The sequence below is a fragment of the Cycloclasticus sp. genome, from assembly GCA_040743155.1.
In the GTDB taxonomy this organism is placed as follows: domain Bacteria; phylum Pseudomonadota; class Gammaproteobacteria; order Methylococcales; family Cycloclasticaceae; genus Cycloclasticus.
This window is the reverse complement of record JBFLJU010000001.1, coordinates 2,070,089-2,094,048: the sequence shown is the minus strand read 5'-3', so window position 1 is coordinate 2,094,048 and position 23,960 is coordinate 2,070,089. Positions and strand designations below refer to the sequence as shown.

General features: G+C 44.7%; 24 protein-coding genes and 1 tRNA gene. 16 read left to right on the top strand and 9 right to left on the bottom strand.

The annotated features are described in order from the left end of the window. The first annotated feature begins 104 nt into the window (after positions 1-104). From AB1Y31_10075 to AB1Y31_10065, 3 genes are all read left to right on the top strand, one after another. Entirely contained in the window at positions 105-509 is a 405-nt protein-coding gene (locus tag AB1Y31_10075) for a DNA-binding response regulator (GenBank protein MEW4983519.1), read from the top strand. 12 nt (positions 510-521) lie between these two features. Then, positions 522-758, top strand: a complete 237-nt coding sequence (locus tag AB1Y31_10070; protein ID MEW4983518.1) for a type I secretion C-terminal target domain-containing protein — start codon at positions 522-524, stop codon at positions 756-758. A gap of 100 nt (positions 759-858) precedes the next feature. After that, positions 859-4,932, top strand: a complete 4,074-nt coding sequence (locus AB1Y31_10065; protein MEW4983517.1) for a retention module-containing protein — start codon at positions 859-861, stop codon at positions 4,930-4,932. A gap of 327 nt (positions 4,933-5,259) precedes the next feature. On the opposite strand, the gene AB1Y31_10060 is transcribed toward AB1Y31_10065, so the two are convergent. Then, a tRNA-Arg gene (locus tag AB1Y31_10060) sits at positions 5,260-5,336 on the bottom strand. Positions 5,337-5,482: 146 nt separating this feature from the next. Between AB1Y31_10060 and AB1Y31_10055 the strand changes: the two genes are divergently transcribed. Beyond that, on the top strand, positions 5,483-5,962 hold the full coding sequence (locus AB1Y31_10055) for a c-type cytochrome (protein MEW4983516.1): 480 nt from the start codon (positions 5,483-5,485) through the stop codon (positions 5,960-5,962). Positions 5,963-5,964: 2 nt separating this feature from the next. On the opposite strand, the gene AB1Y31_10050 is transcribed toward AB1Y31_10055, so the two are convergent. Genes AB1Y31_10050 through AB1Y31_10040 form a run of 3 tightly spaced genes read right to left on the bottom strand, consistent with a single transcriptional unit; the run spans position 5,965 to position 9,829 of the window. Then, positions 5,965-7,968 carry a UvrD-helicase domain-containing protein gene (locus tag AB1Y31_10050; GenBank protein MEW4983515.1) on the bottom strand — a complete coding sequence of 668 codons (2,004 nt, stop codon included), beginning with the start codon at positions 7,966-7,968 and terminating at the stop codon, positions 5,965-5,967. A gap of 49 nt (positions 7,969-8,017) precedes the next feature. Next, positions 8,018-9,532 (bottom strand): YifB family Mg chelatase-like AAA ATPase, encoded by a 1,515-nt coding sequence (locus AB1Y31_10045; protein ID MEW4983514.1) that lies wholly within the window; start codon positions 9,530-9,532, stop codon positions 8,018-8,020. Between the two features lie 42 nt (positions 9,533-9,574). Beyond that, positions 9,575-9,829, bottom strand: coding sequence for an accessory factor UbiK family protein (locus AB1Y31_10040; GenBank protein ID MEW4983513.1), 255 nt, complete (start codon positions 9,827-9,829; stop codon positions 9,575-9,577). Between the two features lie 214 nt (positions 9,830-10,043). Between AB1Y31_10040 and AB1Y31_10035 the strand changes: the two genes are divergently transcribed. The 3 genes from AB1Y31_10035 to AB1Y31_10025 all read left to right on the top strand — a co-directional run bounded on the left by AB1Y31_10035 (position 10,044) and on the right by AB1Y31_10025 (position 12,613). Further along, entirely contained in the window at positions 10,044-10,736 is a 693-nt protein-coding gene (locus tag AB1Y31_10035; protein ID MEW4983512.1) for a TorF family putative porin, read from the top strand. 238 nt (positions 10,737-10,974) lie between these two features. After that, positions 10,975-11,313: a P-II family nitrogen regulator gene (gene glnK / locus AB1Y31_10030; GenBank protein MEW4983511.1), complete on the top strand. Its 339-nt coding sequence runs from the start codon at positions 10,975-10,977 to the stop codon at positions 11,311-11,313. A 22-nt stretch (positions 11,314-11,335) separates the two neighbouring features. Then, entirely contained in the window at positions 11,336-12,613 is a 1,278-nt protein-coding gene (locus tag AB1Y31_10025; GenBank protein ID MEW4983510.1) for an ammonium transporter, read from the top strand. Between the two features lie 67 nt (positions 12,614-12,680). Here the strand turns inward: AB1Y31_10025 and AB1Y31_10020 are convergent, their stop codons facing one another. Further along, positions 12,681-13,571 (bottom strand): phosphoribosylaminoimidazolesuccinocarboxamide synthase, encoded by an 891-nt coding sequence (locus AB1Y31_10020; GenBank protein MEW4983509.1) that lies wholly within the window; start codon positions 13,569-13,571, stop codon positions 12,681-12,683. A gap of 77 nt (positions 13,572-13,648) precedes the next feature. Here AB1Y31_10020 and djlA point away from each other — a divergent pair, with 77 nt between their 5' ends. The 4 genes from djlA (at position 13,649) to AB1Y31_10000 (ending at position 16,891) form a co-directional block, all read left to right on the top strand. After that, entirely contained in the window at positions 13,649-14,425 is a 777-nt protein-coding gene (gene djlA / locus AB1Y31_10015; GenBank protein MEW4983508.1) for a co-chaperone DjlA, read from the top strand. Positions 14,426-14,666: 241 nt separating this feature from the next. Then, positions 14,667-15,149, top strand: coding sequence for a YajQ family cyclic di-GMP-binding protein (locus AB1Y31_10010; protein ID MEW4983507.1), 483 nt, complete (start codon positions 14,667-14,669; stop codon positions 15,147-15,149). 277 nt (positions 15,150-15,426) lie between these two features. After that, a complete protein-coding gene (locus AB1Y31_10005) occupies positions 15,427-16,263 on the top strand; it encodes a MotA/TolQ/ExbB proton channel family protein (GenBank protein MEW4983506.1) in 837 nt (278 codons plus the stop codon). Continuing rightward, positions 16,253-16,891 (top strand): OmpA family protein, encoded by a 639-nt coding sequence (locus AB1Y31_10000; protein ID MEW4983505.1) that lies wholly within the window; start codon positions 16,253-16,255, stop codon positions 16,889-16,891. Before AB1Y31_10005 ends, AB1Y31_10000 begins: the two co-directional genes overlap by 11 nt. Here the strand turns inward: AB1Y31_10000 and AB1Y31_09995 are convergent. From AB1Y31_09995 to AB1Y31_09980, 4 genes are read right to left on the bottom strand one after another with little or no spacing between them, the layout of a single operon-like run. Continuing rightward, the gene (locus tag AB1Y31_09995; protein ID MEW4983504.1) at positions 16,874-17,833 is read right to left on the bottom strand and encodes a hypothetical protein; all 960 of its coding nucleotides are present in this window, start codon (positions 17,831-17,833) and stop codon (positions 16,874-16,876) included. The genes AB1Y31_10000 and AB1Y31_09995 overlap by 18 nt on opposite strands. Before the next feature lie 33 nt (positions 17,834-17,866). After that, positions 17,867-18,577, bottom strand: a complete 711-nt coding sequence (locus tag AB1Y31_09990) for a DUF445 domain-containing protein (protein MEW4983503.1) — start codon at positions 18,575-18,577, stop codon at positions 17,867-17,869. 53 nt (positions 18,578-18,630) lie between these two features. Beyond that, positions 18,631-19,095 (bottom strand): CopD family protein, encoded by a 465-nt coding sequence (locus AB1Y31_09985; protein MEW4983502.1) that lies wholly within the window; start codon positions 19,093-19,095, stop codon positions 18,631-18,633. A gap of 16 nt (positions 19,096-19,111) precedes the next feature. Continuing rightward, complete coding sequence (locus AB1Y31_09980; protein ID MEW4983501.1) at positions 19,112-19,912, bottom strand: DUF3530 family protein; 801 nt, start codon at positions 19,910-19,912, stop codon at positions 19,112-19,114. Between the two features lie 155 nt (positions 19,913-20,067). Between AB1Y31_09980 and AB1Y31_09975 the strand changes: the two genes are divergently transcribed. The 5 genes from AB1Y31_09975 (at position 20,068) to AB1Y31_09955 (ending at position 23,959) form a co-directional block, all read left to right on the top strand. Beyond that, entirely contained in the window at positions 20,068-20,295 is a 228-nt protein-coding gene (locus tag AB1Y31_09975; protein ID MEW4983500.1) for a DUF2835 domain-containing protein, read from the top strand. Between the two features lie 90 nt (positions 20,296-20,385). After that, entirely contained in the window at positions 20,386-21,060 is a 675-nt protein-coding gene (gene rpe / locus AB1Y31_09970; protein ID MEW4983499.1) for a ribulose-phosphate 3-epimerase, read from the top strand. Then, a complete protein-coding gene (locus AB1Y31_09965) occupies positions 21,057-21,749 on the top strand; it encodes a phosphoglycolate phosphatase (protein MEW4983498.1) in 693 nt (230 codons plus the stop codon). The genes rpe and AB1Y31_09965 overlap by 4 nt, the downstream gene beginning before the upstream one ends. A 114-nt stretch (positions 21,750-21,863) precedes the next feature. Continuing rightward, a complete protein-coding gene (gene trpE, locus AB1Y31_09960) occupies positions 21,864-23,366 on the top strand; it encodes an anthranilate synthase component I (GenBank protein MEW4983497.1) in 1,503 nt (500 codons plus the stop codon). After that, positions 23,366-23,959, top strand: a complete 594-nt coding sequence (locus AB1Y31_09955; GenBank protein MEW4983496.1) for an aminodeoxychorismate/anthranilate synthase component II — start codon at positions 23,366-23,368, stop codon at positions 23,957-23,959. Before trpE ends, AB1Y31_09955 begins: the two co-directional genes overlap by 1 nt. The last annotated feature ends 1 nt before the right edge of the window (position 23,960 follow it).

Below are 23,960 nucleotides of genomic sequence, written 5' to 3'. Positions count from 1 at the left end.
TCGCTCAAAAACCTCAAGAATTAGTACCTTAGTACAATAGCCAAATGCTAAGGCCCCATCTAGACTGCTTTTATTCGGCAAAAACACACTTTAAAGCTTAAACAATGATAGATGTACTGGTAATTGATAAAACCGATCAAGTAAAGTCCGAACTATCAGCAGTTCAAGCCAATGTGAGTTGTGTTGATGATGAAGTGAAAGCGTTAAATGTACTTGAGCAATCTTCGTCGGTCGTGGTTCTGCTGAACTTTAATATGATGCAAGAACAAACAGCAGAGTATATAAAAGTGTTAGTAAAGGCTAACTCAGCATGCAGCATCGTCGTTATAGCAGATGAGTTGACCGAAAAAGAGATATTGAATTGCTTGTTAGCGGGAGCAAAAGGCTACCAGAAATTAAGCCAGCTAAAGGAATATTCCAATAGATTGGTAACGGTCATGGATGCAGGCGAGGCATGGATAACACGACGGATGACCGCCACCCTGCTTGACTCATTGCGTCAGCGTTAAGAGGATAAAACGATGGTAAAAGAAACAGAAAACAACGAGCAAAAAGCCCTAGATCTACAAGACCTGTTAGTAGATGAAAGCAATGATGTGCTGAGTGACTACTTGTCTATCTCAATAGAGACTCTGGGCGAAGGCACCAAAGTCAGCGTTACAACCGTAGAAGACCAGCCGGCAACGTATTCATCAGTGCTCACGGGCGTCACATTAATCGATTTACATTGTTTAATCGATGTGCCGACAGAGTCGTAAAAATAAGAAAGATTAGTACCTTAGTACAATAGGAAAAACACGTTTTACAAGCAATACTTACAAAAAATTAACGAAATAACCAACGGATCGGAGAAATATCATGGCTAACGTAGGCACAGTACAATCAGTAACAGGGGTTGTAAAAGCAATCGCAGAAGACGGAACGGAGCGCATATTAAGCGTAGGCGATAGCGTTGCAGAAAACGAAAAAATAATCACAGGTGATGGCGTTATCGTTATCGCTTTCACTGATGGCACAGTTTTAGACTTAGGCAGCAACTCAAGCATCGTATTAAATGACGATTTGCTCAATCAAGCAGGTGAGCAAACCGCGCAAAGCCGAGCTGATGCAGAAGATGAAGTGGCTGCTTTACAGCAGGCTTTAGCGGATCCAAATTTTGACCCAACGGCCAACTTGCCAGCAACAGCAGCCGGCACAGCAGCCGGTGGAACAGGCAACAATGGCCATACCATTGTAAGTGTGGACTATTTAAACCCAGATGCACCTGTAGAATCAGGGCACGAAACGGCCGGTATTAACGCGGAGTTTTTACAGTCGGATGAGGAATTGCCGCCGGTTATAGAGGATGGGCCAGTTGTCAGCGTGTCTGTTGAAGTGGAGGTGGAAATTGATCCTGAGAACCCAGGCGGTACGCCTCCAACAGATGGTATTCCTACCGGTGATTTTCCGGTAGTTGTTAGCGGTAATGGTGCTAGCGTATTAGAGGGAACAAGCGAAGGCACCAAGCCTGTTGTGTTTATTTTAAGCCTAGATAAAGTGTTTGATGTCGATGTGCAGGTGACTTATGAACTAAGACCGCTTTCGGCAGATAACCCCCAAGATTGGTTTAATGGCGACCCAATTCAAACAGTCACGATACCTGCAGGTTCAACAACATTTGAAGTAACCGTTAATGTAGTTGAAGACCATGTTGATGAAGGGAATGAAACGTTTGACATTATGTTGATTGGTGCAGAAGGTGCAACAATCAACCCAGAAGCGGACTCAGCAACAATTACTATTTATGACGACGATACAACGCCAGTAGCAAACCCAGATACAAACTGGGTTCAAGTTGACCCTATTTCTGAAATATATGAGCAGTCATCAGATGAGGGTGATTCTTATGGCGAGCTCTCAAGCGTTAGCGGCAATGTTCTGAATAATGTTGATCATGAATTTGACCCTGATGCCGAAGTTGAAGGTGATGAAATACCATTCCAAGATGTTGCAGATACAGATGCAGATGGTGACTCTTTAACCGTTACAGGAGTTGTCGCTCATGGCGATGACGGCGTACTAGGTGGCGGTGATGATACAGTTGGTTCAATTGGTTCGCCAATAGCAGGGGTATACGGCATATTAACGTTACAAGCTGATGGAGGTTATGTTTATGAGGCAGGTCCTGAAACGTCCGAGCTTACCTTCGGTGAAGAAGTAACAGACCAATTTAGCTACACCGTAACAGATGGTTATAACGATCCGCAAACAACAACATTAACCATCACCATCTTTGGTGGAGATAGTGGTGTTGAAATTCGTGATTTAACACCTGCAATTGAAGGTGGGGATGTTATGGTCGATGAAGATGACCTACTAAATGGTTCGGATGGATCTCAGTCTACGACTCAAGAGGGTACATTCGGTATTAGTGCGCCAGATGGTGTCGGGAGTCTAGTAATTGATGGGGTGACCGTTATCAATATTGCCGGCTTGACTGGCAATACGGTAACAACGGGTTTAGGCAATGAAATTGTTGTTACTGGATATGACGACTTAACAGGTCTTGTTACTTATGAGTATGAGCTAAAAGATAATGAGGACCATGGGGGTGTTGATGATGGTGAAAACAACATATTCGAAAACTTGGTGGTTGAACTAACAGATACAGATGGTGATTTCACTTCAGATATATTAAGTATTCAAATTGTTGACGACGTACCGACAGCCGTTGATGATGAAGCGACACAAGGCGATGAAGACAGTGATGTTGTTTACAATGTGATGAGCAATGGAGATGGCACGAGCGATACAGAAGGCGCGGATGGTGCAACGTTAACTGGAGCAACGGTTAATACAGGTGCAGGTAGTGTCTCGTTCTTATCGAATGGTCAAGTGACGTATAACCCAGTTGATGGTGAAACGGGTACGGTTATTATTGATTACACCATCACAGATGGAGATAACGACACCGCAGATGCGACCTTAACGATTAACTTAGGTGAAGATTCAAAGCCGACAGTGAGCGTGACGGATGGAACAGTTGACGAAGCGGCGTTATCAGACGGTAGCAACTCAGGCAGTACAGCTGAAACAGACACCGGAACTTTCACGATTGGAACAGGTGATGATAGTCTTCAAACGCTAACAGTAGGTGGCGTAGATGTCACGGCAGGTGGCGTAGTGAATGGCGAGTACGGTGACTTAACGGTGACCAATACAGGCGGTGTTTACACGTGGTCTTATACATTAAGTGATAACACGACCGATCATACAACCCAAGGTACAAGCACCGACGGAATTAAAGATGACTTTAGCGTTGTTGTAACAGACTCTGATGACAGTGTTTCATCAGCTGATACCTTAACGGTAACGGTGCAAGACGACGTACCGACAGCCGTTGATGATGAAGCGACACAAGGCGATGAAGACAGTGATGTTGTTTACAATGTGATGAGCAATGGAGATGGCACGAGCGATACAGAAGGCGCGGATGGTGCAACGTTAACTGGAGCAACGGTTAATACAGGTGCAGGTAGTGTCTCGTTCTTATCGAATGGTCAAGTGACGTATAACTCAGTTGATGGTGAAACGGGTACGGTTATTATTGATTACACCATCACAGATGGAGATAACGACACCGCAGATGCGACCTTAACGATTAACTTAGGTGAAGATTCAAAGCCGACAGTGAGCGTTAGTAACGCGGCGGTGGATGAAACCAATGGTAAAACTTCAATAGACGGAACGTTAGACGTTGATTTTGGTAATGACTTAGCTGGAGCAACAGTTGAGCTATCGGCTACAGGCGCAACATGGGATGGTACCGATACATTAAATGCTGATGATGGTAGTTGGAAAATTGTTAATAACGCTAATGGTACATATACTTTTACCCAGCTTCTTATCATGACGCACTCAGGTGCTGAAGACGCTGAAATTGTTTTGAATATTGGTGTCACAGCTACAGATAGCGATAACTCTGTTGATAACGCATCATCGTTCACAGTTACTGTTTATGACGATGGCCCAGTAGTCACTGATAAAGATGGCGTCATTAATCTTTCAGCTGGCGATAGTCTAGAAGTGCTAGCTTATGATTTAGGTGAGGATGCTTTAGGTGGCGTGGTCTTTAGTTTGGACAGTTCATCAGTGCCCTTAACCTCAGGCGATCAAGCTATTTTGACGGAATCTATTGATACCGGAAATGGCTTAGAGTCTTTTGTAGGCTATATTGATCTAGATACTGATGGTATTTATGACGTTGGTGAAGAAGTGTTCACGATAACTCCAACAAATTCTAATGCAGACGGAACTTATGAAATCACCTTATCAGCAGATAACGTTCTTGATTTGCCAACGTCTAAAGTAGAATTATCCTTTACTGGGATTAGTGCTGGTGGGCCAACGGAATCAGTCGATGTGGGCTCTGATTTGACTATTTCTATAGTAGATGCCGGAACAACAGTTAATACAAGTAACGGCTTTATTGGAATTAACAATAATGTGATGAACGACAATGGTGGTGGTGAGACGATTCTCTACACCTTTAATAATGGATTGTTAATTAATGATTTACAGTTAGATATTAAAGATGTTGGTGGGTCTGGTGACACATTAACGTGGACGGTATATAACAGTGTTGATAATACAACTGAGTCAGGACCGTTAACAATTAACGGAAATGGTTTAAGTGATCCAATAAGCCCAACAATTGATTTTGATAGCGTTGAGTTATTCGTCACAAGTGGTGACTTTAAAATTGGTGGCATTACCTATACTGATTTAGGTGACCCTCAAGATGTGATGATGCAGTTTGGGTATGATGCAACAGACGCGGATGGGGATGTTGTCAGTGGTAGCATTGATGTAACAGTATCGGCATCAACAGGAACGAATATAACGGGTAGTGACCTATTGACTCACTCAGATGCAAATATTGATGTAAGCTGATTAATTGCCTGATGTTAAAAAAAAGGCACTTTCGAGTGCCTTTTTTTGTATTTGATAGTTAGAGAAACAGGGAGTTAAGGCCACGGGTTAGTCAGCTTGACAATTAGTGGCGCAGTGAATTCATATTCTAAGTATAGGGTTTAAAAACGAATAGAGCCTACTGTGCGTGAACTAGTTTTGGAAATTGGTAAGCCAGAGTTTTTATGGGGAGTCCTTAGCGGTTATTGGCCGCAAAGAATTGATGATGGAAGCTGTAGTTCGTACGTGGTTAAGAATGAGAGGGTCGCGACCGGTGGCATGTCGGTACCTCTATTGTTTGACAATAAATGGCGCGCTCGGCGGGAGTCGAACCCACGACCTTCGCCTTCGGAGGGCGACACTCTATCCAGCTGAGCTACGAGCGCATTGAGAATTTACTGCGGTATTATAGCGTGATATACGGATGAAATATTGATTCTGAGCTATGTAAATAATATTGCGTGGTTTTATTTCGAGTTTATAAGCTTAGGGTTTATAATCGGCTCAAAATACCACTAAATGGAGCCAGTACGTGAGTGAAGATAAGAAGGTTTTAAACGACTTAGGCGTGACAATAGCTGTGCTAGTTGCTATCGCAATTGTCATTTCTATTATTGCGATTAATTTGGTTGGTGATAAACCTACCTCAGAGTGGGAAGAGCAGAAGGTTCTTAATAGAATTAAACCATTGGGTGAGTTGGCAACGACACTAGAAGAGGCTAGAAAAGCAAGTCCTATTGTAGAAGCGCCTGTGGTGGTTGCTACTGAACCAATGACGGCGGAACAAATTTATAACACTGCTTGTATGGCTTGCCACACAACGGGTGTAGCTGGCGCGCCAAAAATGGGTGATGTTGCTGCGTGGGCGCCACGTATTGCTCAAGGTGATGACGTGTTATTTGAGCATGCAACTAAAGGTTTTAAAGGCATGCCGCCTCGTGGAGGGTCATCTCAATTGACGGATGAAGACGTTTCTGCCGCGATTGGTTTTATGGTTGTGAATAGCCAATAAAATCAGCTTAATAAACTTTTCATAAGGGCCAAGCTTTCTTGGCCCTTTTTCTTTTGTTCTTCAGGGTCGGCGTTACCTAAGGCGGCCCAGTCTAAGTCTTCGCTTGGTAGTTCGGTTAAGAAGCGGCTAGGCTCGGTCGGTGTGATGTCGCCATATTTTGTGCGGTGTGAGCAGTAGCTGAAAGTGAGTTGTTTTTTGGCGCGCGTAATGCCAACGTACGCAAGCCGGCGCTCCTCTTCAATTTGCTCGCTATCTATGCTGTTCTGGTGAGGTAATATGCCTTCTTCCATACCTATTAAATAGACATAAGGAAACTCTAGCCCCTTTGCTGCGTGCAAGGTCATCAGCTTTATTTGATCGGTTTTTTCTTCTTCCTCATTTCGTTCAAGGCTGTCCAATAGCATCATGCGAGACACAATGTCGCCTAAACTGCGCTCTTGTTGAGATTTTTTAGCACTGTTTTCAATCCACTTGATCAGTTCAAGCACATTGTTAATTTTCCGCTCTGCTTGTTTGTCGCTGCTGGCGTGTGCTTTTATCCAATCGTAATAATCGATGTGTTGAATCATTTCATGAAGGATGGGAATGGGTTCTTCTTGTTGGGACCTATCTGATAGCCGCACAATCCAATCACAAAATGAACGAAGCTTGTGATAAGTGCGTTCGTTTAGTTGATGTTCGAGCCCCATTTCAAAACAAGCATCGAATAAGCTGATGTGGCGTTCGTTAGCGTAAAGCGCAAGTTTTTCAACCGTTGATGTGCCTATTTCTCGGCGTGGGGTGTTAATGACGCGTAGGAAGGCGCTGTTATCATCGGGGTTGATCAGTAGCTTGATGTAACATAAAACGTCTTTGATTTCTGTGTGTGAGAAAAAAGAAGTGCCGCCGCTAATCGCGTAAGGTAGCGATAATTCGCGTAGGCTTTTTTCTAATAAGCGGGCTTGGTGGTTGCTTCGATAAAGAATGGCAAAATCAGCATTACTGGCGCGGTGCTTGAATTTTGCACGTGATATTTCGGCGGCAATTTGCTGAGATTCGGCGAATTCATTTTTGCATTTTAAAACGATTATTTTTTCGTTTCCTTGAATGTTACTCCAAAGGTTCTTCTCGTATAAATGCGGGTTATTGCTAATAAGCTGATTAGCGGCTTTTAAAATGCGTTGGCTAGAACGGTAGTTTTGTTCCAACTTAATAATGTCTAAGCGAGGAAAATCATTTTTTAAGGTAAAGAGGTTTTCAGGGTTAGCACCACGCCATGCGTATATAGACTGGTCGTCGTCACCCACAACGGTGAACTGCCCAACGGAGCCGACGAGGTGTTTAAAAAACTCATATTGCGTTGTGTTGGTGTCTTGGTATTCGTCGAGCAATAGGTAGCGCGTACTGTTTTGCCACTTTTCTAACACTTCTGGGTGTTCTTTAAATAACAGTAACGGTGTCAGGATCAAGTCATCAAAGTCAACGGCGTTACAGACGCGGTTGTATTGCTGATATTGTTCGTACAACGCCGCGGCAAATTGCTGCTGAGTGTCTTCGGCGGCAGACATGGCCTGTGCCGGTAACATGGCTTGGTTTTTCCAATCGGATATTTGCCACGATAAGGGGGATATTTGGCTTCTATCCAGTTTGTGTTGGCTGTTTTCTAAGATGTCCTGAAGGGTTTTAAATTTGTCCTGCTCGTCGAGAATACTAATGTTTTTTTTAAACCCAAGGGCTTGATGCTCTTTGCGGATAATATCGAGTCCGAGGGAGTGAAAGGTGGAAATTCGGATGCCTTTCGTTTTTTTGGCCGAGCATAATTTTTCAACCCGTGAGCGCATTTCCCGTGCGGCTTTATTGGTAAAGGTAACGGCGGTAATGTGCTTAGCCTCAACGCCGTTACTGATTAAATGCGAGATTTTCTCGGTAATAACGCGTGTTTTTCCGCTGCCTGCCCCCGCAATAACCAATAGAGGGGTATCTGTTGTTGAAACGGCTTTTTGTTGTTCAGGATTGAGTTCGTGCACAGCAGGTAGTTTGGCTGGAAAGGGGAATGAATTCTACAGTATTTGGGGGTTATGTAATGCGTTTATCCATACGTCGATAACTGAGCGCTTCGGTAAGGTGCTGGCGTTGGATGTTGGTTTGTCCATCCATGTCGGCGATGGTTCTTGATACCTTCAAAATACGATGATACGCACGGTGCGACAGCCCAAGTTTTTCGATTGCGCTTTCTAATAATACGTGATCATCGTCGCTGATTTGGCAGTGCTGTTTGATTAGTGACGTGGATAAGAGGTGATTAGCTTGGCCTTGCCGATTGAGCGCAAGTTGTTGTGATTGGTGCACGCGTTTTGCAATTGTAGCGCTACTCTCTTCACCATCGGCGGTACCTTTTCGAAGCATCTCAGTTGAAATACGAGGAACTTCAATATGCATGTCAATTCTGTCGAGCAAAGGGCCGGATATCTTATTGCGGTAACGAGTCACTTGAGCAACCGTGCATTGGCAGCGTTGAGATGCGTCACCAAGGTAGCCGCAAGGGCATGGATTCATTGCGGCGATAAGTTGAAAACGCGCTGGAAACTCAGTTTGATGGCTGGCACGTGAGATGGATATTTTTCCGTTTTCTATCGGCTCGCGCAGAACCTCTAATACCTTGCGGTCAAACTCAGGCAGTTCATCAAGAAACAGCACGCCATTATGCGCAAGCGAAACCTCGCCAGGTTTTGGTTGGCTACCACCGCCGACTAGGGCAACGGCAGAAGCAGTGTGATGGGGCGATCTAAACGGCGGTATTTTCCACTGTGTAGTATCAACCGTGTGTTGGCTTATTGAATAGATAGAAGCTGTTTCAACGGCTTCTTGTTCATTAAGGAGGGGTAAGACGCTGGGTAAACGTGCGGCAAGCATGGATTTGCCTGTACCGGGCGGGCCGAGCATGAGTAGGCTGTGGCGGCCAACGGCAGCAATTTCTAATGCGCGTTTTGTATGCTGTTGCCCGTGAACATCGGAAAAATCGGCGGTGGATGCCGTGCTTTTTCTCAAGCTTGCAGTTGGGGTGTAACTTGGAAGTGCTTGCTGTCCATGAATATGTGCGCAGACAGCTAATAAGTGTGGCGCACCTAAAATGTTAATGTCAGCGATAAGTGATGCCTCGTGTTGGTTTTGAGTGGGCAGGCAAAGGGTCCGTTTAGACGTTTGGCAGGCAATGGCGGACGGTAATGCGCCTTGAATGGCCCGCAGTTCACCACTTAATGATAACTCCCCAAGAAACTCATAGTCTGCAAGTGAATTGTTGGGGATTTGGCCAGAAGCGGCGAGAATGCTAAGTGCGATGGGTAAATCAAAGCGTCCGCCTTCTTTAGGGAGGTCGGCAGGAGCAAGGTTGATAGTGATTCGTTTGGCGGGGAATTCAAACTGGCAGTTGATGATAGCGCTTCGTACGCGATCTTTGCTCTCTTTAACAGCGGCTTCAGGAAGGCCGACAATGCTTAAGCTGGGTAAGCCATTGGCAAGGTGCGCTTCGACGGTCACCAAGGGGGCATTAATGCCGGATGAGCTGCGGGTAAAGGTAGTAGCAAGTGACATGATGGAATCCTTTCCTTGTCGTCATCACCTGAAAGTGATGGGTTATTTTTCGTCTTTAATGGCAGTGCTTAGGTCGAGTATGGTTTTTTCAAGTTCTTCGAGTTTATCACGTGTTCTTGTGAGGACGGCGCTTTGAGTGTCAAACTCTTCGCGCGTTACTAAATCCAACTTAGAAAATTGTTGTTGTAAGACGGATTTAAAGTTTTTCTCTACTTCATCTTTAATGGAAGTAAGCCCAGTGGGGAGCTGGTCACTGAGTGATTTTGCGAGGTTTTCAATGGCGTTGATATCAAACATAGTAATAGTTAATTATAAATTAAAGGGGTTTGTTTTTGCACCAACCAGGAGCAATGAAGAGCTGTAAAGACTGCTAATGGTGCGGACCTGTTGTTTTTTTGCAAATATTAGGCTGTTAAACCCCATGGATTGTGTTAATCTAGCAACATGAAAGTTACAGTTTCGTGACATAAACGCGGACAATATCATAATTTAACAACAATAAGGGACGAAAATGAAATTATTACAAACGACTGCAATTGCTGGTTTATTAGTAGCATCAGGTGCAGCAAGCGCATTAGAGCTTAGCGGTAATGTTGCTTTAACAACAGACTACGTATGGCGTGGCATTTCTCAAACTGACGGTTCACCAGCAATTCAAGGTGGATTTGATGCGGACTTAGGAAATGGCCTATATGCTGGCGTTTGGGGTTCAAACGTTGATTTTGGCGATGATGATGTAGGTGGCGACGATAGTTCTGCTAACGTTGAAATTGACCTTTATGCTGGTTGGGCTGGTGAGTTCAATGGCGTTGGTGTTGATGTTGGTGTTTTACACTACGCATACCCAACTTCAGGTTCTGATACTGACTTTACTGAGGTTTATGTAGGTCTTTCAATGGGCCCTGCTTCAATAACTCAATACTTTGGTGTTGATGCTGGAAGTGATGATATTGGTGATGCAGATTACGGTAACTATACTGACATCGCTCTTGACCTTGGTGAATATGCAGGTATTGCTCTAGCTGCACACGTTGGTTACTACGATCTAAATAGTGATAATGGTGACTATTGGGATTGGAAGTTGGCTGCATCAACAAGCTATTTAGGTGTTGATTGGGAAGTGGCATATTCAGATGTTGATAATGCAGATGTAGTTAATAACGACGACCCTAACTTAGTATTGACAGTTTCTAAGTCTCTATAAGTTAAAACGTTTAATCGTTTCAAAAACGCCCCTCTTTATGAGGGGCGTTTTTTTATGTGTGGAATAAATAGAGTGGGCGTGCTGATGCGCACCAGCATGGTGCGGTCGTAACATTAGAATAAGCTTTTCTTTACAATGATTTCAATAACCATTTGATTTTAATGGATTAATATAAGATGGCATGTTGTATGCTATATTTAAAAGGTCAATAAGACATTTCTGAAAAAGAGGAAGAATAATGAAACTAGTAACCGCTGTATTAAAGCCGTTCAAATTAGATGATGTGCGTGAAGCGCTATCTGATATTGGCGTATCTGGCATTACCGTCACTGAAGTAAAAGGTTTCGGTCGCCAAAAGGGACATACTGAACTTTATCGTGGTTCTGAGTATGTTGTGGATTTTTTGCCTAAAGTAAAAGTTGAAATCGCACTGTCTGACGATCAAGTTGAGCAAGCGGTGGATTCAATTATTAAAGCGGCAAACACGGGGAAGATTGGGGATGGCAAAATTTTTGTCACGGAGCTTGAAAAAGTAGTTCGTATCCGTACCGGTGAAACTGGCGCAGAAGCGCTTTAATTAAAATAAGGGGGGTATAAACGTGGATCAAATACTAGAATTACAATACGCGGTTGATACATTTTATTTCTTAATGTGCGGCGCGCTTGTTATGTGGATGGCAGCTGGCTTCTCGATGTTAGAAGCAGGCCTTGTTCGTTCAAAAAATACGGCCGAGATTTTAACTAAAAACGTTGCGCTGTTTGCGGTTTCTTGCATTATGTATTTAGTGTACGGCTATGAAATCATGTACGGCGGCGGTGCGATGTTAAGTGGCATAGAGCTTGACGGTGCAGCAACGGCAGATGCGTTAACGGCTACTGTGTTGGCTGAGTCTAGAGAGGCTGGCTTTGACGGCGGTTCTGTTTATTCAAATGCATCAGACTTCTTCTTCCAAGTTGTATTCGTAGCAACAGCGATGTCTATTGTTTCAGGTGCGGTTGCTGAGCGTATGAAGCTTTGGGCTTTCTTGGCGTTTGCTGTTGTGATGACAGGCGTTATCTATCCAATGGAAGGTGCTTGGACATGGAATGGCGAGGATGTATTCGGCTTGTATAACTTGGGCGACCTTGGTTTCTCTGATTTTGCGGGTTCAGGTATCGTGCATATGGCCGGTGCAGCAGCGGCGTTAGCCGGTGTATTATTACTGGGTTCTCGTAAAGGCAAATATGGCCCGAACGGTGAAATTCACCCCATTCCAGGTGCTAACTTACCATTAGCCACATTAGGTACATTCATTCTATGGATGGGCTGGTTTGGCTTTAACGGTGGTTCTGTGCTTAAACTGGGTGATATCGCCAGTGCAAACACAGTTGCGATGGTTTTCTTAAACACAAATGCTGCAGCAGCTGGTGGTGCAATGGCCTCGCTGATTGTTGCCCGTCTGTTGTTTGGCAAAGCTGATTTAACGATGTTATTGAACGGCGCGTTAGCGGGTCTTGTCGCTATTACAGCTGAACCGTCAACACCAACAGCGCTACAAGCAACCCTATTTGGTGCTGCCGGTGGTGTATTGGTTGTACTTTCAATCGTGACATTAGACAAGTTGAAAATTGATGACCCTGTTGGTGCGATCTCAGTACACGGTACATGTGGTTTGTTAGGTCTTTTATTAGTCCCATTAACAAATGACGGTGTTAGCTTCTCAGGTCAATTGATCGGTGCTGGAACTATCTTTGGATGGGTTTTTGTAACGAGTCTAGTGGTTTGGGGTGTTCTGAAAGCTGTTATGGGTATTCGTGTATCAGCTGAAGAAGAGTACGAAGGTGTTGATTTAAGTGAATGTGGTCTGGAAGCATATCCAGAGTTTACTAACAAATAAACTGATACTTTTAAGAGGTACTAAAAAAGGGCGCTTAAGCGCCCTTTTTTATGCGTTGTTGAAAAGCTTACTCAGTTAATAAGGCTTGAACTTCACGGTATTTACCGGCGGTTTTGTCAGCAATTTCTTTGGGTAGAGTAGGACCAGGACTTGTTTTATCCCAATCGAGTGTTTCTAAATAATCGCGAACGATTTGTTTATCGAAACTCGCAGGGCTTGTGCCCACTTTGTATTCTTTGGCATCCCAAAAGCGTGAAGAATCAGGCGTTAGCACTTCATCAATCAGGTGCAAAACACCGTCGTTATCAAGTCCAAATTCAAACTTGGTGTCGGCAATAATAATATTGCGTTCTAAGGCGTATTTAGCCGCTGTTGTGTAAAGCGTTAAGCTGATGTCGCGCACTTGCTTGGCTAGCTCTTCACCGAGTAGCTCAATGGTTTGTTCGTATGAAATATTCTCATCGTGATCGCCTACCGCAGCTTTGGTAGAAGGGGTGAAAATAGCTTCAGGCAATTGAGAGGCTTGTTGCAAATTCTCAGGTAACTGGATACCGCACACCTGCCCCGATTTTTGGTAGTCTTTCCAGCCAGAGCCAATTAAATAGCCGCGGACGATAGCTTCAATAGGAAGCGGTTTAAGTTTTTTTACAATAATGCCGCGTTTTTCAAGTCGCTGACAATCTTGCTCGTTATCTAAAACTTGGTTAAGCGTTATGTTTGATAATTGGTTGGGAATTAAATGAGATAACTTTTCAAACCAAAAATTAGACACTTCATTTAGCACAATGCCCTTGCCTGGAATAGGATCGGGTAGAATAACGTCAAAGGCAGACAGGCGATCAGTGGTAACAATAAGCATGTGTTTGTCATCAATATCATAAATGTCACGCACCTTTCCCTTATGGAGGAGTGGTAGGCTATTTAGATTGGCATCAAGAAGAGAAGCTGGAATAGTCATTTGATTATTTTGGAAGTTAAAAAAGCTGCTAATCATCTAATTTTATTAACAATTTTGCAAGTAAAAGGTGTGAAACGATGAGGTGGACAGGGAAATTATTGGGCGGGGTTTTTGGTTATATGACGTTCGGCGCGCTCGGTGCGTTATTGGGAGTCTATATTGGCCATAAATTTGACACTGGCATGGCTCAAAATCCATTTGACCCTGAACGCCAGCAACGGATTAAAAAAATGTTCTTCAGGTCGACGTTTGCCATTATGGGGCATATCGCAAAAGCGGACGGGCAGGTTTCAAAGGAAGAAATTCAAATGGCGCAACGTGTGATGGCTCAAATGGAGTTATCGGCGGAGATGAAGAAAGAAGCGGTTGCCGAGTTTAACCGTGGTAAAGAGCTGGATTTTAATCTAGACGCAGAACTGGATGATTTCAAACAAGCCTGCCAACATCAAAAGAATTTAGTACGTATGTTTATTGAAGTACAGCTTCAAGCGGCGTTTGCCGATGGCGTATTAGACGAGGCAGAAGATGAAATTCTAGTACACATTTGTGGCCGACTGGGTATTCCACAGTTTGCCTACGAGCAGCTAAAACGTATGTTGGGTGCAAGCCAGCGGCGAGGTACGCACCAGCAAAGTAGGTCCACACCGGAAGAGGCGTATGCCATTTTAGGTGTGAGTGAATCAGCTAGTGATGCAGAAGTTAAGAAAGCGTATCGACGCTTAATTAGTCAGCATCACCCAGATAAACTGGTATCTAAAGGCTTGCCGGATGAAATGATGAAAATTGCAAAAGAGAAGACGCAGGAAATTACAGAAGCCTACGACACGATTCGTGACCTGCGGAAAAAAGTGTAACCGTTATTTAAGTGGGCTTGGCAGGCAGTAGCTTGGTCATCTGTCGGTGCTGAGCAGGGACATGCCCAGCAAGGGCAACTCAAAAACCCTGTGGTTTACGGCGACTGTATCGGCGTGATGGGCGAGCTTTAACTTAAGGTTTACTCCCTTGAGGTTTTTATGCTTTAGGCTGAAGGGGAGGCTTTGTTTTTTTACATAGCTCGATAAAATAAGTTTATTTTACAAATAATTAGGAGGCGTTATGCCATCGTTTGATGTGGTTTCAGAAGTTGATATGCACGAATTAACCAATGCGGTTGATCAGGCAAATAAAGAAGTTGGTACGCGGTTTGACTTTAAAGGAACTGATGCCAATTTTGAATTGGCGCAGCACGATGTGACGTTAACGGGTGAATCTAAATTTCAGGTAGGGCAAATGCTTGATATTTTCCGCATTAAATTGTCTCGCCGTGGGGTCGATGTTGATTGTATGGATGTTCAACAAGCTGAAGAGTCTGGCTTAAAGGTTCGGCAAAAAGTGGTCATTAAAGAAGGCCTCGATAGCGAATCCGCTAAAAAAATCACCAAGGTGATAAAAGAAAAAAAGCTGAAGGTTCAGGCGCAAATTCAAAAAGAGCAAGTTCGCGTTACCGGTAAAAAACGAGATGACTTACAGGCAGTGATGGCTATGTTGAAAGCAGAAGGCCTAGGTATTCCCTTACAGTTTAAAAACTTTCGCGACTAACTTATAACTTACCCAGCATGTATATTGCGTAGTGTTGTATTCATTTTGAAGCGTGTTGCGTGAACACGTCGTTTATTAGACTGGGAGCTTAGCTATCGCATCAGTTCCCTTATTATTTAGCCTAGGCAGAAGATTGCCGTTAGCGGGGTTAAAGCGGAAATTTTGAGCGACACCTTAGGAAATATTTTTTATAAGTTCTTGTTTCTAATGAACAAGTGATTTTCGGCATATCAATTGCTTTAAGTCTATTATTGTTAATAGATAAAGGTGGTTGGTAATGCGCTTCTTAACGGTTTTTAATCTAACGTTATTGATGTTGTTGGGTTCGGTGGTGGTGTTAATTTCACCAAGTCACTTGCTTGCGTTGATTAATATCCCAGGCTTGATGGTGGTGTTAGGCGGAACCTTGTGCGCGGTCATGTTGAGTAAGCCACAGCACAAAGTATTACAGTTATTGCGTGAGCTGCCCGATATTCTGAAGGGGCAGGGTGTGGATTTTCACGGCCGTGCAGAATTCAAGCAATTACTTCGTTGCGCCCACCTCTATCGTTCGTCAAAAGTGCGGGTGCTTGAGCAAGAAATTCAACTGGCGCAGCAACCTTTATTACGAAAGGGCGTTCAACTTATTCTTGACCGTTGTTCCTTAGATGATGTGAATAACATCTTGCGTAAAGAACGGGCTCGCCTGTTAGTGGTCAATCAAGAAAAAGCCCAAATTCTGCGTTTGATGTCCAGTTACGCGCCGGCCTTTGGCATGCTTGGAACATTACTGGGCATGATTCATATGCTATATGGCTTAGGCGATGTGGGTTTGGATGAAGTGGGCGTGACGATGGGCTTTGCATTACTGACAACGTTGTACGGCCTTGTTGTGGCAAATTTAATGTGTAAGCCGTTAGCGATTAAACTGGAAAAAAGAACGGCCGAGCACGCGGCACACCTTAATGTGCTGTTAGAAGGCTTGGCGATGATGTACGAGAAGACGCATCCGTTGGTTATTCGGGATATGTTGGAAGCACATGGTATTCCTGTTGATCAAAGTTCAGTGCCGAAAAAAGTTAGCAAAAGTAGGCTTTCTAAATTATTACCTTTAGCTGCATCCCATGTCGATTGAGCGTCGGTCAAGTGTCAGCTTGCACGATGATAGCTTACCGCACGAGGAAGATAACGAGTCATGGGCAGTGAGTTATATCGACCTTTTGTTGCTCATGGTGACGCTATTTGTTTTATTGCTGAGCTATCAGCAACAGCAAATTAAGCAAGTGACAGAGCAAGAGTTACATGCGGTGCATATCGAGAGCAAGCCGGACAATAAAGCCTTTTTAGATCAGATCTACCTGAGTCACTTACAGGACCGCGTTAGCGTGGTAGAAGAGCAAAACACCATCAAATTAGCGATGAGCGATAGTATTTTGTTCTTTCCTGCCGATGCAACCTTAAGCCGATCAGGCGAGCAGGTGCTGGATGAAATTGCAGTGATGTTACAACAGCGCCCTTGGCATATTCTGGTGGAAGGTCATACCGATAATCAGTCGATCTCGACACCACGGTACTTGTCTAATTGGGAATTATCATCGGCTAGGGCCACTAGCGTTACGCGTTATCTGATTGGTCGCGGCATTTCGCCACAGCGTTTGAGCGCCATTGGCTATGCACAAACACGTCCGATCGCTAGTAATGACGATGCGGAGGGGCGAAGTAAAAATAGGCGCGTGGCGTTGGTGTTAAGGGTTGCGGACTGATGCTTTTTCTATTTGATGATCAGCACCCAATTGAATAATTAAATCGGCGATACTCGGCATGTCGTCAAGTTGCTGTAGCGTCAGCCGTTCGTAGTGGGCGATGAAGCGTTCGAGGGAGGCTTGCGATGTCATTAAGTGTTGCTCATGTTGCTGCTTGTTGACGAGCTTTTGCTCTTGCAGGCCACGCCATTTTAAGACGCAATCAAAACTGGGTATTTGTAAAAAGATCAAGCAGTCTAATAAGTTAAACAAGAGCTTGTAGTCGGTTTGCAGGTGCTTGTTAACAGACCGTCGCCAAGTCAGGTTTTTATCTTCAGTTAACTCCAGCAAATTAACGCTTTGCGTTAATGCTTGGTCGGCTTGCGCTTGCGCGCCCACGCACCAACCTTCAAAAATTAGAATATCGATGGGGCCGCGACATTGAGGCCAAGTTGATTGTGCTTGTCGATCATCATTGCCTTTATCGAAGCGAGGGTAGGATAGAGTTTCTTCTTGCTTTAACGCCTTTATTTGTTGAATAAGCTCAATCCCCATCGCTGTATCGTGAGTTCCAGGCGCGCCACGTGTGTTGAACAAAGGGTGGATGGATTCAGCCATTTGTTTACGTTGCTGTCGTGTTTTGTAGATATCGTCGATAGAGATAATGACCGTCCGCAGCCCAAAGCCATGTTGCAAAACATCCGCAACTAATTGCGACATCGTTGACTTTCCGCTGCCCTGAGCGCCGTTAATGCCAACCACAAGAGTGGTGCTGGTATTAAGCGCTTTTTGATGTAACCAAGCAGCGAAGGGTATGTAAAAAGGTGTTAAATACGTGGATAGCTGTTTGTTAATAGCCAGCTCTTCGAGGCGGTGCTCAAAGGGCGTAATAGTTTTCGCGTAAAGCTCATCCAGCTCGCTAGGCGTGAGTTGTTCGAGTTCAGCAGGCCATATGTTAGTCATGCGAGTATCAGCTGGCCGCAATGAACAAACATGTTAAATAAGGCTAAATCCAAGACCAATGAGGCCACCAAAAACACCACCCCAAACAACAAGCCAACCCAAGTGCTGTTTAATCATTCGTTGAATAATGTCCTTGACCATATCAGGGGTCAATTCATCGAGCCTTTTCTCAACAATAGCTTCAATGTCCTTGATTAAGTCACCGCTGATTTGTTGGGCGTTAATGCCCTCATGAATAGCCTCAATGAAGGCTGGGCTTTCGGTCATTTCGGTTAGGGTTAAGCGAATTTTTTTACAAACAGGGTCTTTCAGCGGTTCCAGCGCAGCCACTCCACCGACCATAGCCAGCATGCTGCCAAATGAAGACTCAGCAATGGCATCGACCAAGCCTTGGAATAGTTTGTCGTAATCAAGCCGGTCTAGCAGAGGGTCTACATTGAATAATTTTTGTGCCGAATCTTCTTCACGTTGCAAAAAACGTTCAATGTTTTCTTGGGTGAAAAACTGCCGCATGATGAGGTCTTGGATGCCGCGTTTAAATTCTTCAAAATGAGCAGGGATAACGCCTGAACCATATAAAAATGGCACCCGTTCGAATAGCATATGAATAGCAATCCAATTTGTTATAGCGCCAGACAAGGCGAAAACACCAATCGCTTTGATGTTTATGGCGTATAGCGGAGCAAAAAAACTAGCGATAATAATGCCGATAGCGACGAGGTTAGTTACTAAGCTTTTGTTCACAGTAGACGACGTTTGTTCAGGGTTCATGGTTGTTTAAATAAATTAGGTGTTGGTTAGGTAAATAAGTAACGGCCGGCTGTTGCAACGACCACGACGCTTATCCCGATGATGAGGTTAACACCTATTAATAGGCGAATTTGGGCTAGGTTTTTGCCAGCCTCTTGCCAGTTATGTTCGGTTACGGCTCGGGTTAATTTACGTGAAGGTGCAAAAAAGATATGTAAAAATATCAGCGTCATGATGATACCCATGCTCATCATGATATGAATGTGCACGGCCACATTTTTCATGCCACCAAACTTATTGGAAATAAGCCAAAAGCCAGTACCAAGGAGCAGCACGGCACAAGCCCAAACCCAAGGGAAAAATTTAGAAAAAACGTTGGACCACAGAGTGAGTCGCTGAGGAGCTTCGAATTGCACGGCGGCAATGGGGCGTAACACTAAGTAGGCGAAAAACATTCCGCCCACCCAAATAACGGCGGATAGAACGTGCAAACTGATGGCTAGAGGGATCATAGGTTTCCTTTTTTAATTATTGAGAGGGTTGTTTAAACGTATGCGTCAGCCAGCTATGAATTGAGCGTGCGAGGGTTTCGTTTAAACCATTAAAAGCATGGTCAGCACCTGATATTTCAACCTGACGGTTAAGCGGATTGTTTTTCATCAGCGCTAATCTCCGTACTGACGCAGTTTTTATCACATTATCCAAATCTTGGCTGCCATAAATATCGAGAGTCGGGATGGTTATTTTTTTCAACTGTTCACTTGATTGTGCTTCAGGCAGCTCAGAGGCCAATGTAGGTAAGCCAATTAACACGAGGGCATCGCAAGCGAGTTTTTCTTGGCTCGCTAGAAAATGAGTGGCCATAACAGCGCCCAGACTATGGGCGACGAGCACGCAAGGTTTATTCTGAAAGTTCTCATGCATGTAGTTTAAGGTGGATTGAATCCTCGGGCCGCTTTCCTTTATTAGTGCTAGGTTGTCGCTTATGGAAGCCCCTTGTGCGGCAATAGGCAACTGAATTGACGCGGTAACCCAGCCGAGTTCGGCTAATTGGCTACGAAGCGGCTGAACGATTTGTGGTGCGTTGGGGTTTGAACCCATGCCGTGCAAAATGATGACGCTGCCATGTAGGTTTTCAGGTTCTTCGTTATTAATTAAGCCGATAAACTCAACGCTGCCCGCTCTTAAATTCACTACATCGCCAATAATGATGCTTTCTTTAACGCTTTCAGCGATACGTTTTTCACGTTCCAACTCAGATGACAAGGCGTTGCCGCTAACAAGTAGGCAAAAACTAAAAGCTAGAAAAGATAATAACTTTTTAGGCATCTGTGGGCGATATGGCGCTGGTTAAACAAAGTGTTTATGGTGCATCACAGGGCGCAAAAAAGCCAGCATAGCGGGTGCTTTTGAGTGATTAAATTGAGTTCACCTGAAACGTCAGAGGTTATGACAATGATTATCTTTACAGGTAAAATCAGCCGATGGGGAATCAACGACTTATCTTTAAACTGGCTATTTCAGCAGACGCGTATTTGTCTGTTTATAAAGGTCATGCGAAAACAATTTCTACCGTGGCAGTCGATGGCCGGCGAGTGGAATTTTCTGCCGAAAAAGTAAGAGGGTTTTTAACGCGCGCCGGGGTTAATGGTGTGTTCGAAATGGAAATTACCGCTAAGAAAAAGTTTTTATCGATCAAAAGGTTGAGATAAGCGACTATATAAGGTGCTAAGAGGTAATTCAGGTGAAATAAATCACAATTTCGGGTAACCTTCTTTTTTTAGCGAATGGTTGCCAAATAGATGAAAACACCTTTAATTGCCCCCTCCATTTTATCAGCGGATTTTGCTCGTTTAGGCGAAGAGGTCGATAATGTCTTAGCCGCAGGTGCGGACGTCGTGCATTTCGATGTGATGGATAACCATTACGTGCCAAATTTAACGATCGGCCCATTGGTGTGCGAAGCGCTACGCAACCACGGTGTGACCGCACCGATTGACGTCCATTTGATGGTGAAACCGGTGGACCGAATTATTCCTGATTTTGCAAAAGCGGGCGCCAGCTTTATTACCTTTCACCCTGAAGCATCGGAACATATTGATCGCAGTTTAGGGTTGATTAAGGAGCTCGGCTGTCATGCAGGTTTAGTGTTTAACCCAGCGACACCGTTACACTATTTAGATCACGTGATGGATAAGCTCGATGTGATTTTATTAATGTCGGTGAACCCCGGTTTTGGTGGGCAAAGTTTTATTCCAGCGACGATGGATAAATTGCGTCAAGTGCGACAACGCATTGATGCAAGTGGGTTTGACGTTCGCTTAGAAGTGGATGGCGGTGTGAAAATCGATAATATCGGTGAGATTGCCGCAGCGGGTGCTGATATGTTTGTTGCAGGCTCGGCTATTTTTAATACCGATGATTATGCAAAAACCATCTCAGATATGCGTGAGCAAATTGCGAAGGCGCTTGGTTGAACTCACTGCGCAACAATTGCCAGGCCAAACTAATCGCGTTTGATTTAGACGGCACCTTGCTCGATAGCGTGCCCGATATCGCTAAAGCAGTGCAGCTAACCTTGGCAGAATTAAGCCTGCCCAGCCAGCAGCAAGAGCAGGTGCGCGGTTGGATTGGAAATGGTGCGCGTGTTTTAGTGAAACGAGCTCTGTCGGGTGATATGAAAGGCGATGTGCCAGCTGACCTGCTTGATAAGGCATACCCTATCTTTTTGCAACATTATGCGGCGAACCTGAACTGCGAAAGTGTGCTTTATGACGGTGTTGAGGCAACTCTGTGCGCTTTAAAAGAGTCGGGCATTCCCTTGGTGTGCATTACCAATAAACCGGCACAGTTCACCTTGCCGTTACTCCAACAAATGGGGCTTGCTGAACTGTTTGATAAAGTGGTTTGTGGTGACACCTTTGAACAATGCAAGCCGCACCCTATGCCGTTGTTAGAAACAGCAAAATCTTTTAATGTGTCGGCAGAGCAGTCCATTATGGTGGGTGACTCGGTAAATGATATTGCAGCGGCCCAAGCGGCGGGATTTTATTCCATCTGCGTGGATTACGGTTATCACGGTGAGGATGATGTGCATACATTAGGCGCGGACGTTGTGATTAGCCACTTTTCAGAAATAAATCAGTTGCTTGAAAAAGCAGCGTAACGGGTGATGTTTAACATGGGCGATGTAATATTAATGAAACAACGATGGCGGTTCGGCTGGCAGTTTTAATCGTAAAAGCTAAACCCATTGATGAAGTAATTAAGAGACAGTGTGATGACACCCGAAAAATTCAAACAATACGCAGACCAGGGCTATAACAAAATACCCCTGATGAAAACAATCTTGGCTGACTTAGAAACCCCATTGAGCGCCTACATGAAATTGGCAAATGGGCCCTATAGTTACCTTTTTGAATCCGTGCAAGGTGGTGAAAACTGGGGTCGCTACTCGATTATTGGCCTGCCATGTAAAGACCTTATCAGCATCAGCGGCAAGGTGATTAGCCTGCAATCGAATGGCAAAACAACGCAGACAATAAGCAGCGATACACCGTTAGATTGGGTGCGCGAATATGCGTCAACCTTCAACACGCCTGAGGTTGAAGGCCTGCCGCGTTTTAGTGGCGGCTTGGTTGGTTATTTTGGCTACGAAACGATTCATTATATCGAGCCGAAAGTAGCAGAACAAAGCCAGCAGAATAAAAAAGAAGACCCTATCGGCTCGCCCGATATTTTATTGATGATTTCAGAAGAGGTTTTAGTCTTTGATAACGTCAACAACCAATTAATGATCGTCACTCACGTTGATCCAGAACAAGAGGATGCTTACGCAAAGGGCATGTGCCGTTTGGACGAGTTGGTGAGTCAGCTAAATACCGCTCAGATACAGTCCTCTTTTGGCCAAAGCCAGACCGTGGCGGTGGATGAGGCAGATTTTATTTCAGGCTTTACTCAGCAAGGCTTTCAAGACGCAGTGAAGACAGTGAAAGAGTATATCGTTGAGGGTGACGTGATGCAGGTGGTGTTGTCGCAGCGGATGACTATTCCGTACGCAGAGCCTGCGATTGACTTGTATCGAGCGTTACGCTGCCTAAACCCGTCACCGTATATGTATCACCTGAATTTAGACGATACGTACGTTGTTGGTTCGTCCCCCGAAATCTTAACCCGGCTGGAAGATGAGCAAGTAACGGTTCGGCCAATTGCGGGGACTCGCCCACGTGGTGCCACGCGCGAAGAAGACGAAGCATTAGAAAAAGAGCTGCTCGCCGATCCTAAGGAATGTGCAGAACATTTAATGTTGATTGATTTGGGGCGCAATGATGCAGGCCGCGTATCAAAAACGGGTACGGTTGAATTAACCGATAAAATGGTCATCGAACGCTATTCACACGTGATGCATATTGTGTCGAATGTGACGGGTGAGCTGCAATTAGGGCTTGATGCGATTGATGTGCTGGAGGCGACTTTTCCGGCAGGAACAGTCAGCGGCGCACCAAAAATTAGGGCAATGCAAATTATTGATGAATTGGAACCCGTTAAGCGAGGTATCTATTCGGGTGCGGTCGGTTACTTGTCATGGTCGGGTAATTTAGACACGGCGATTGCTATCCGCACGGCAGTGATCAAAGATGGCCAGCTGAATATTCAAGCCGGCGCAGGCATTGTGCATGATTCAGTACCAGAGAATGAGTGGGCAGAAACAATGAACAAAGGGCGTGCAATTTTTAAAGCGGTGGCGATGGCGCAGCGCGGTTTAACAGAAGGTGAAAGCTAATGGCGGCGTGTAAATTAGTCATGATCGACAACTACGATTCGTTCACCTATAACTTGGTGCAATACTTTGCCGAGTTGGGGGCGGATGTACACGTCGTGCGAAATGACCAAGCCAGCGTTGACGACGTTATCGCAATGCAGGCCGATAAATTGGTGATCTCACCGGGCCCATGTACACCGACGCAAGCGGGTATTTCAGTAGAATTAATTAAACGCATGGCCGGTACCTTGCCGATTTTAGGAGTCTGCTTAGGGCACCAAAGTATTGGTGAAGTGTTTGGCGGTAAAGTGGTTCATGCGCAGCAAATCATGCACGGTAAAACGTCTGCGATGCACCATAATAATGGCGGGGTTTTTAACGGTTTGAGCAACCCATTTAAAGCAACGCGCTACCACTCACTGGTGGTGGAAAAGGCGTCGTTGCCAGATTGCTTAGAAATAACGGCATGGACAGAAACAGCGGATGGCGAGATGGATGAAATTATGGGGCTGAAACACGTTGAACTAGACATCGAGGGCGTGCAGTTCCATCCGGAATCTATTTTGACGGAACACGGCCATGATTTATTAAGAAATTTCCTAAACAAAGGTTAAG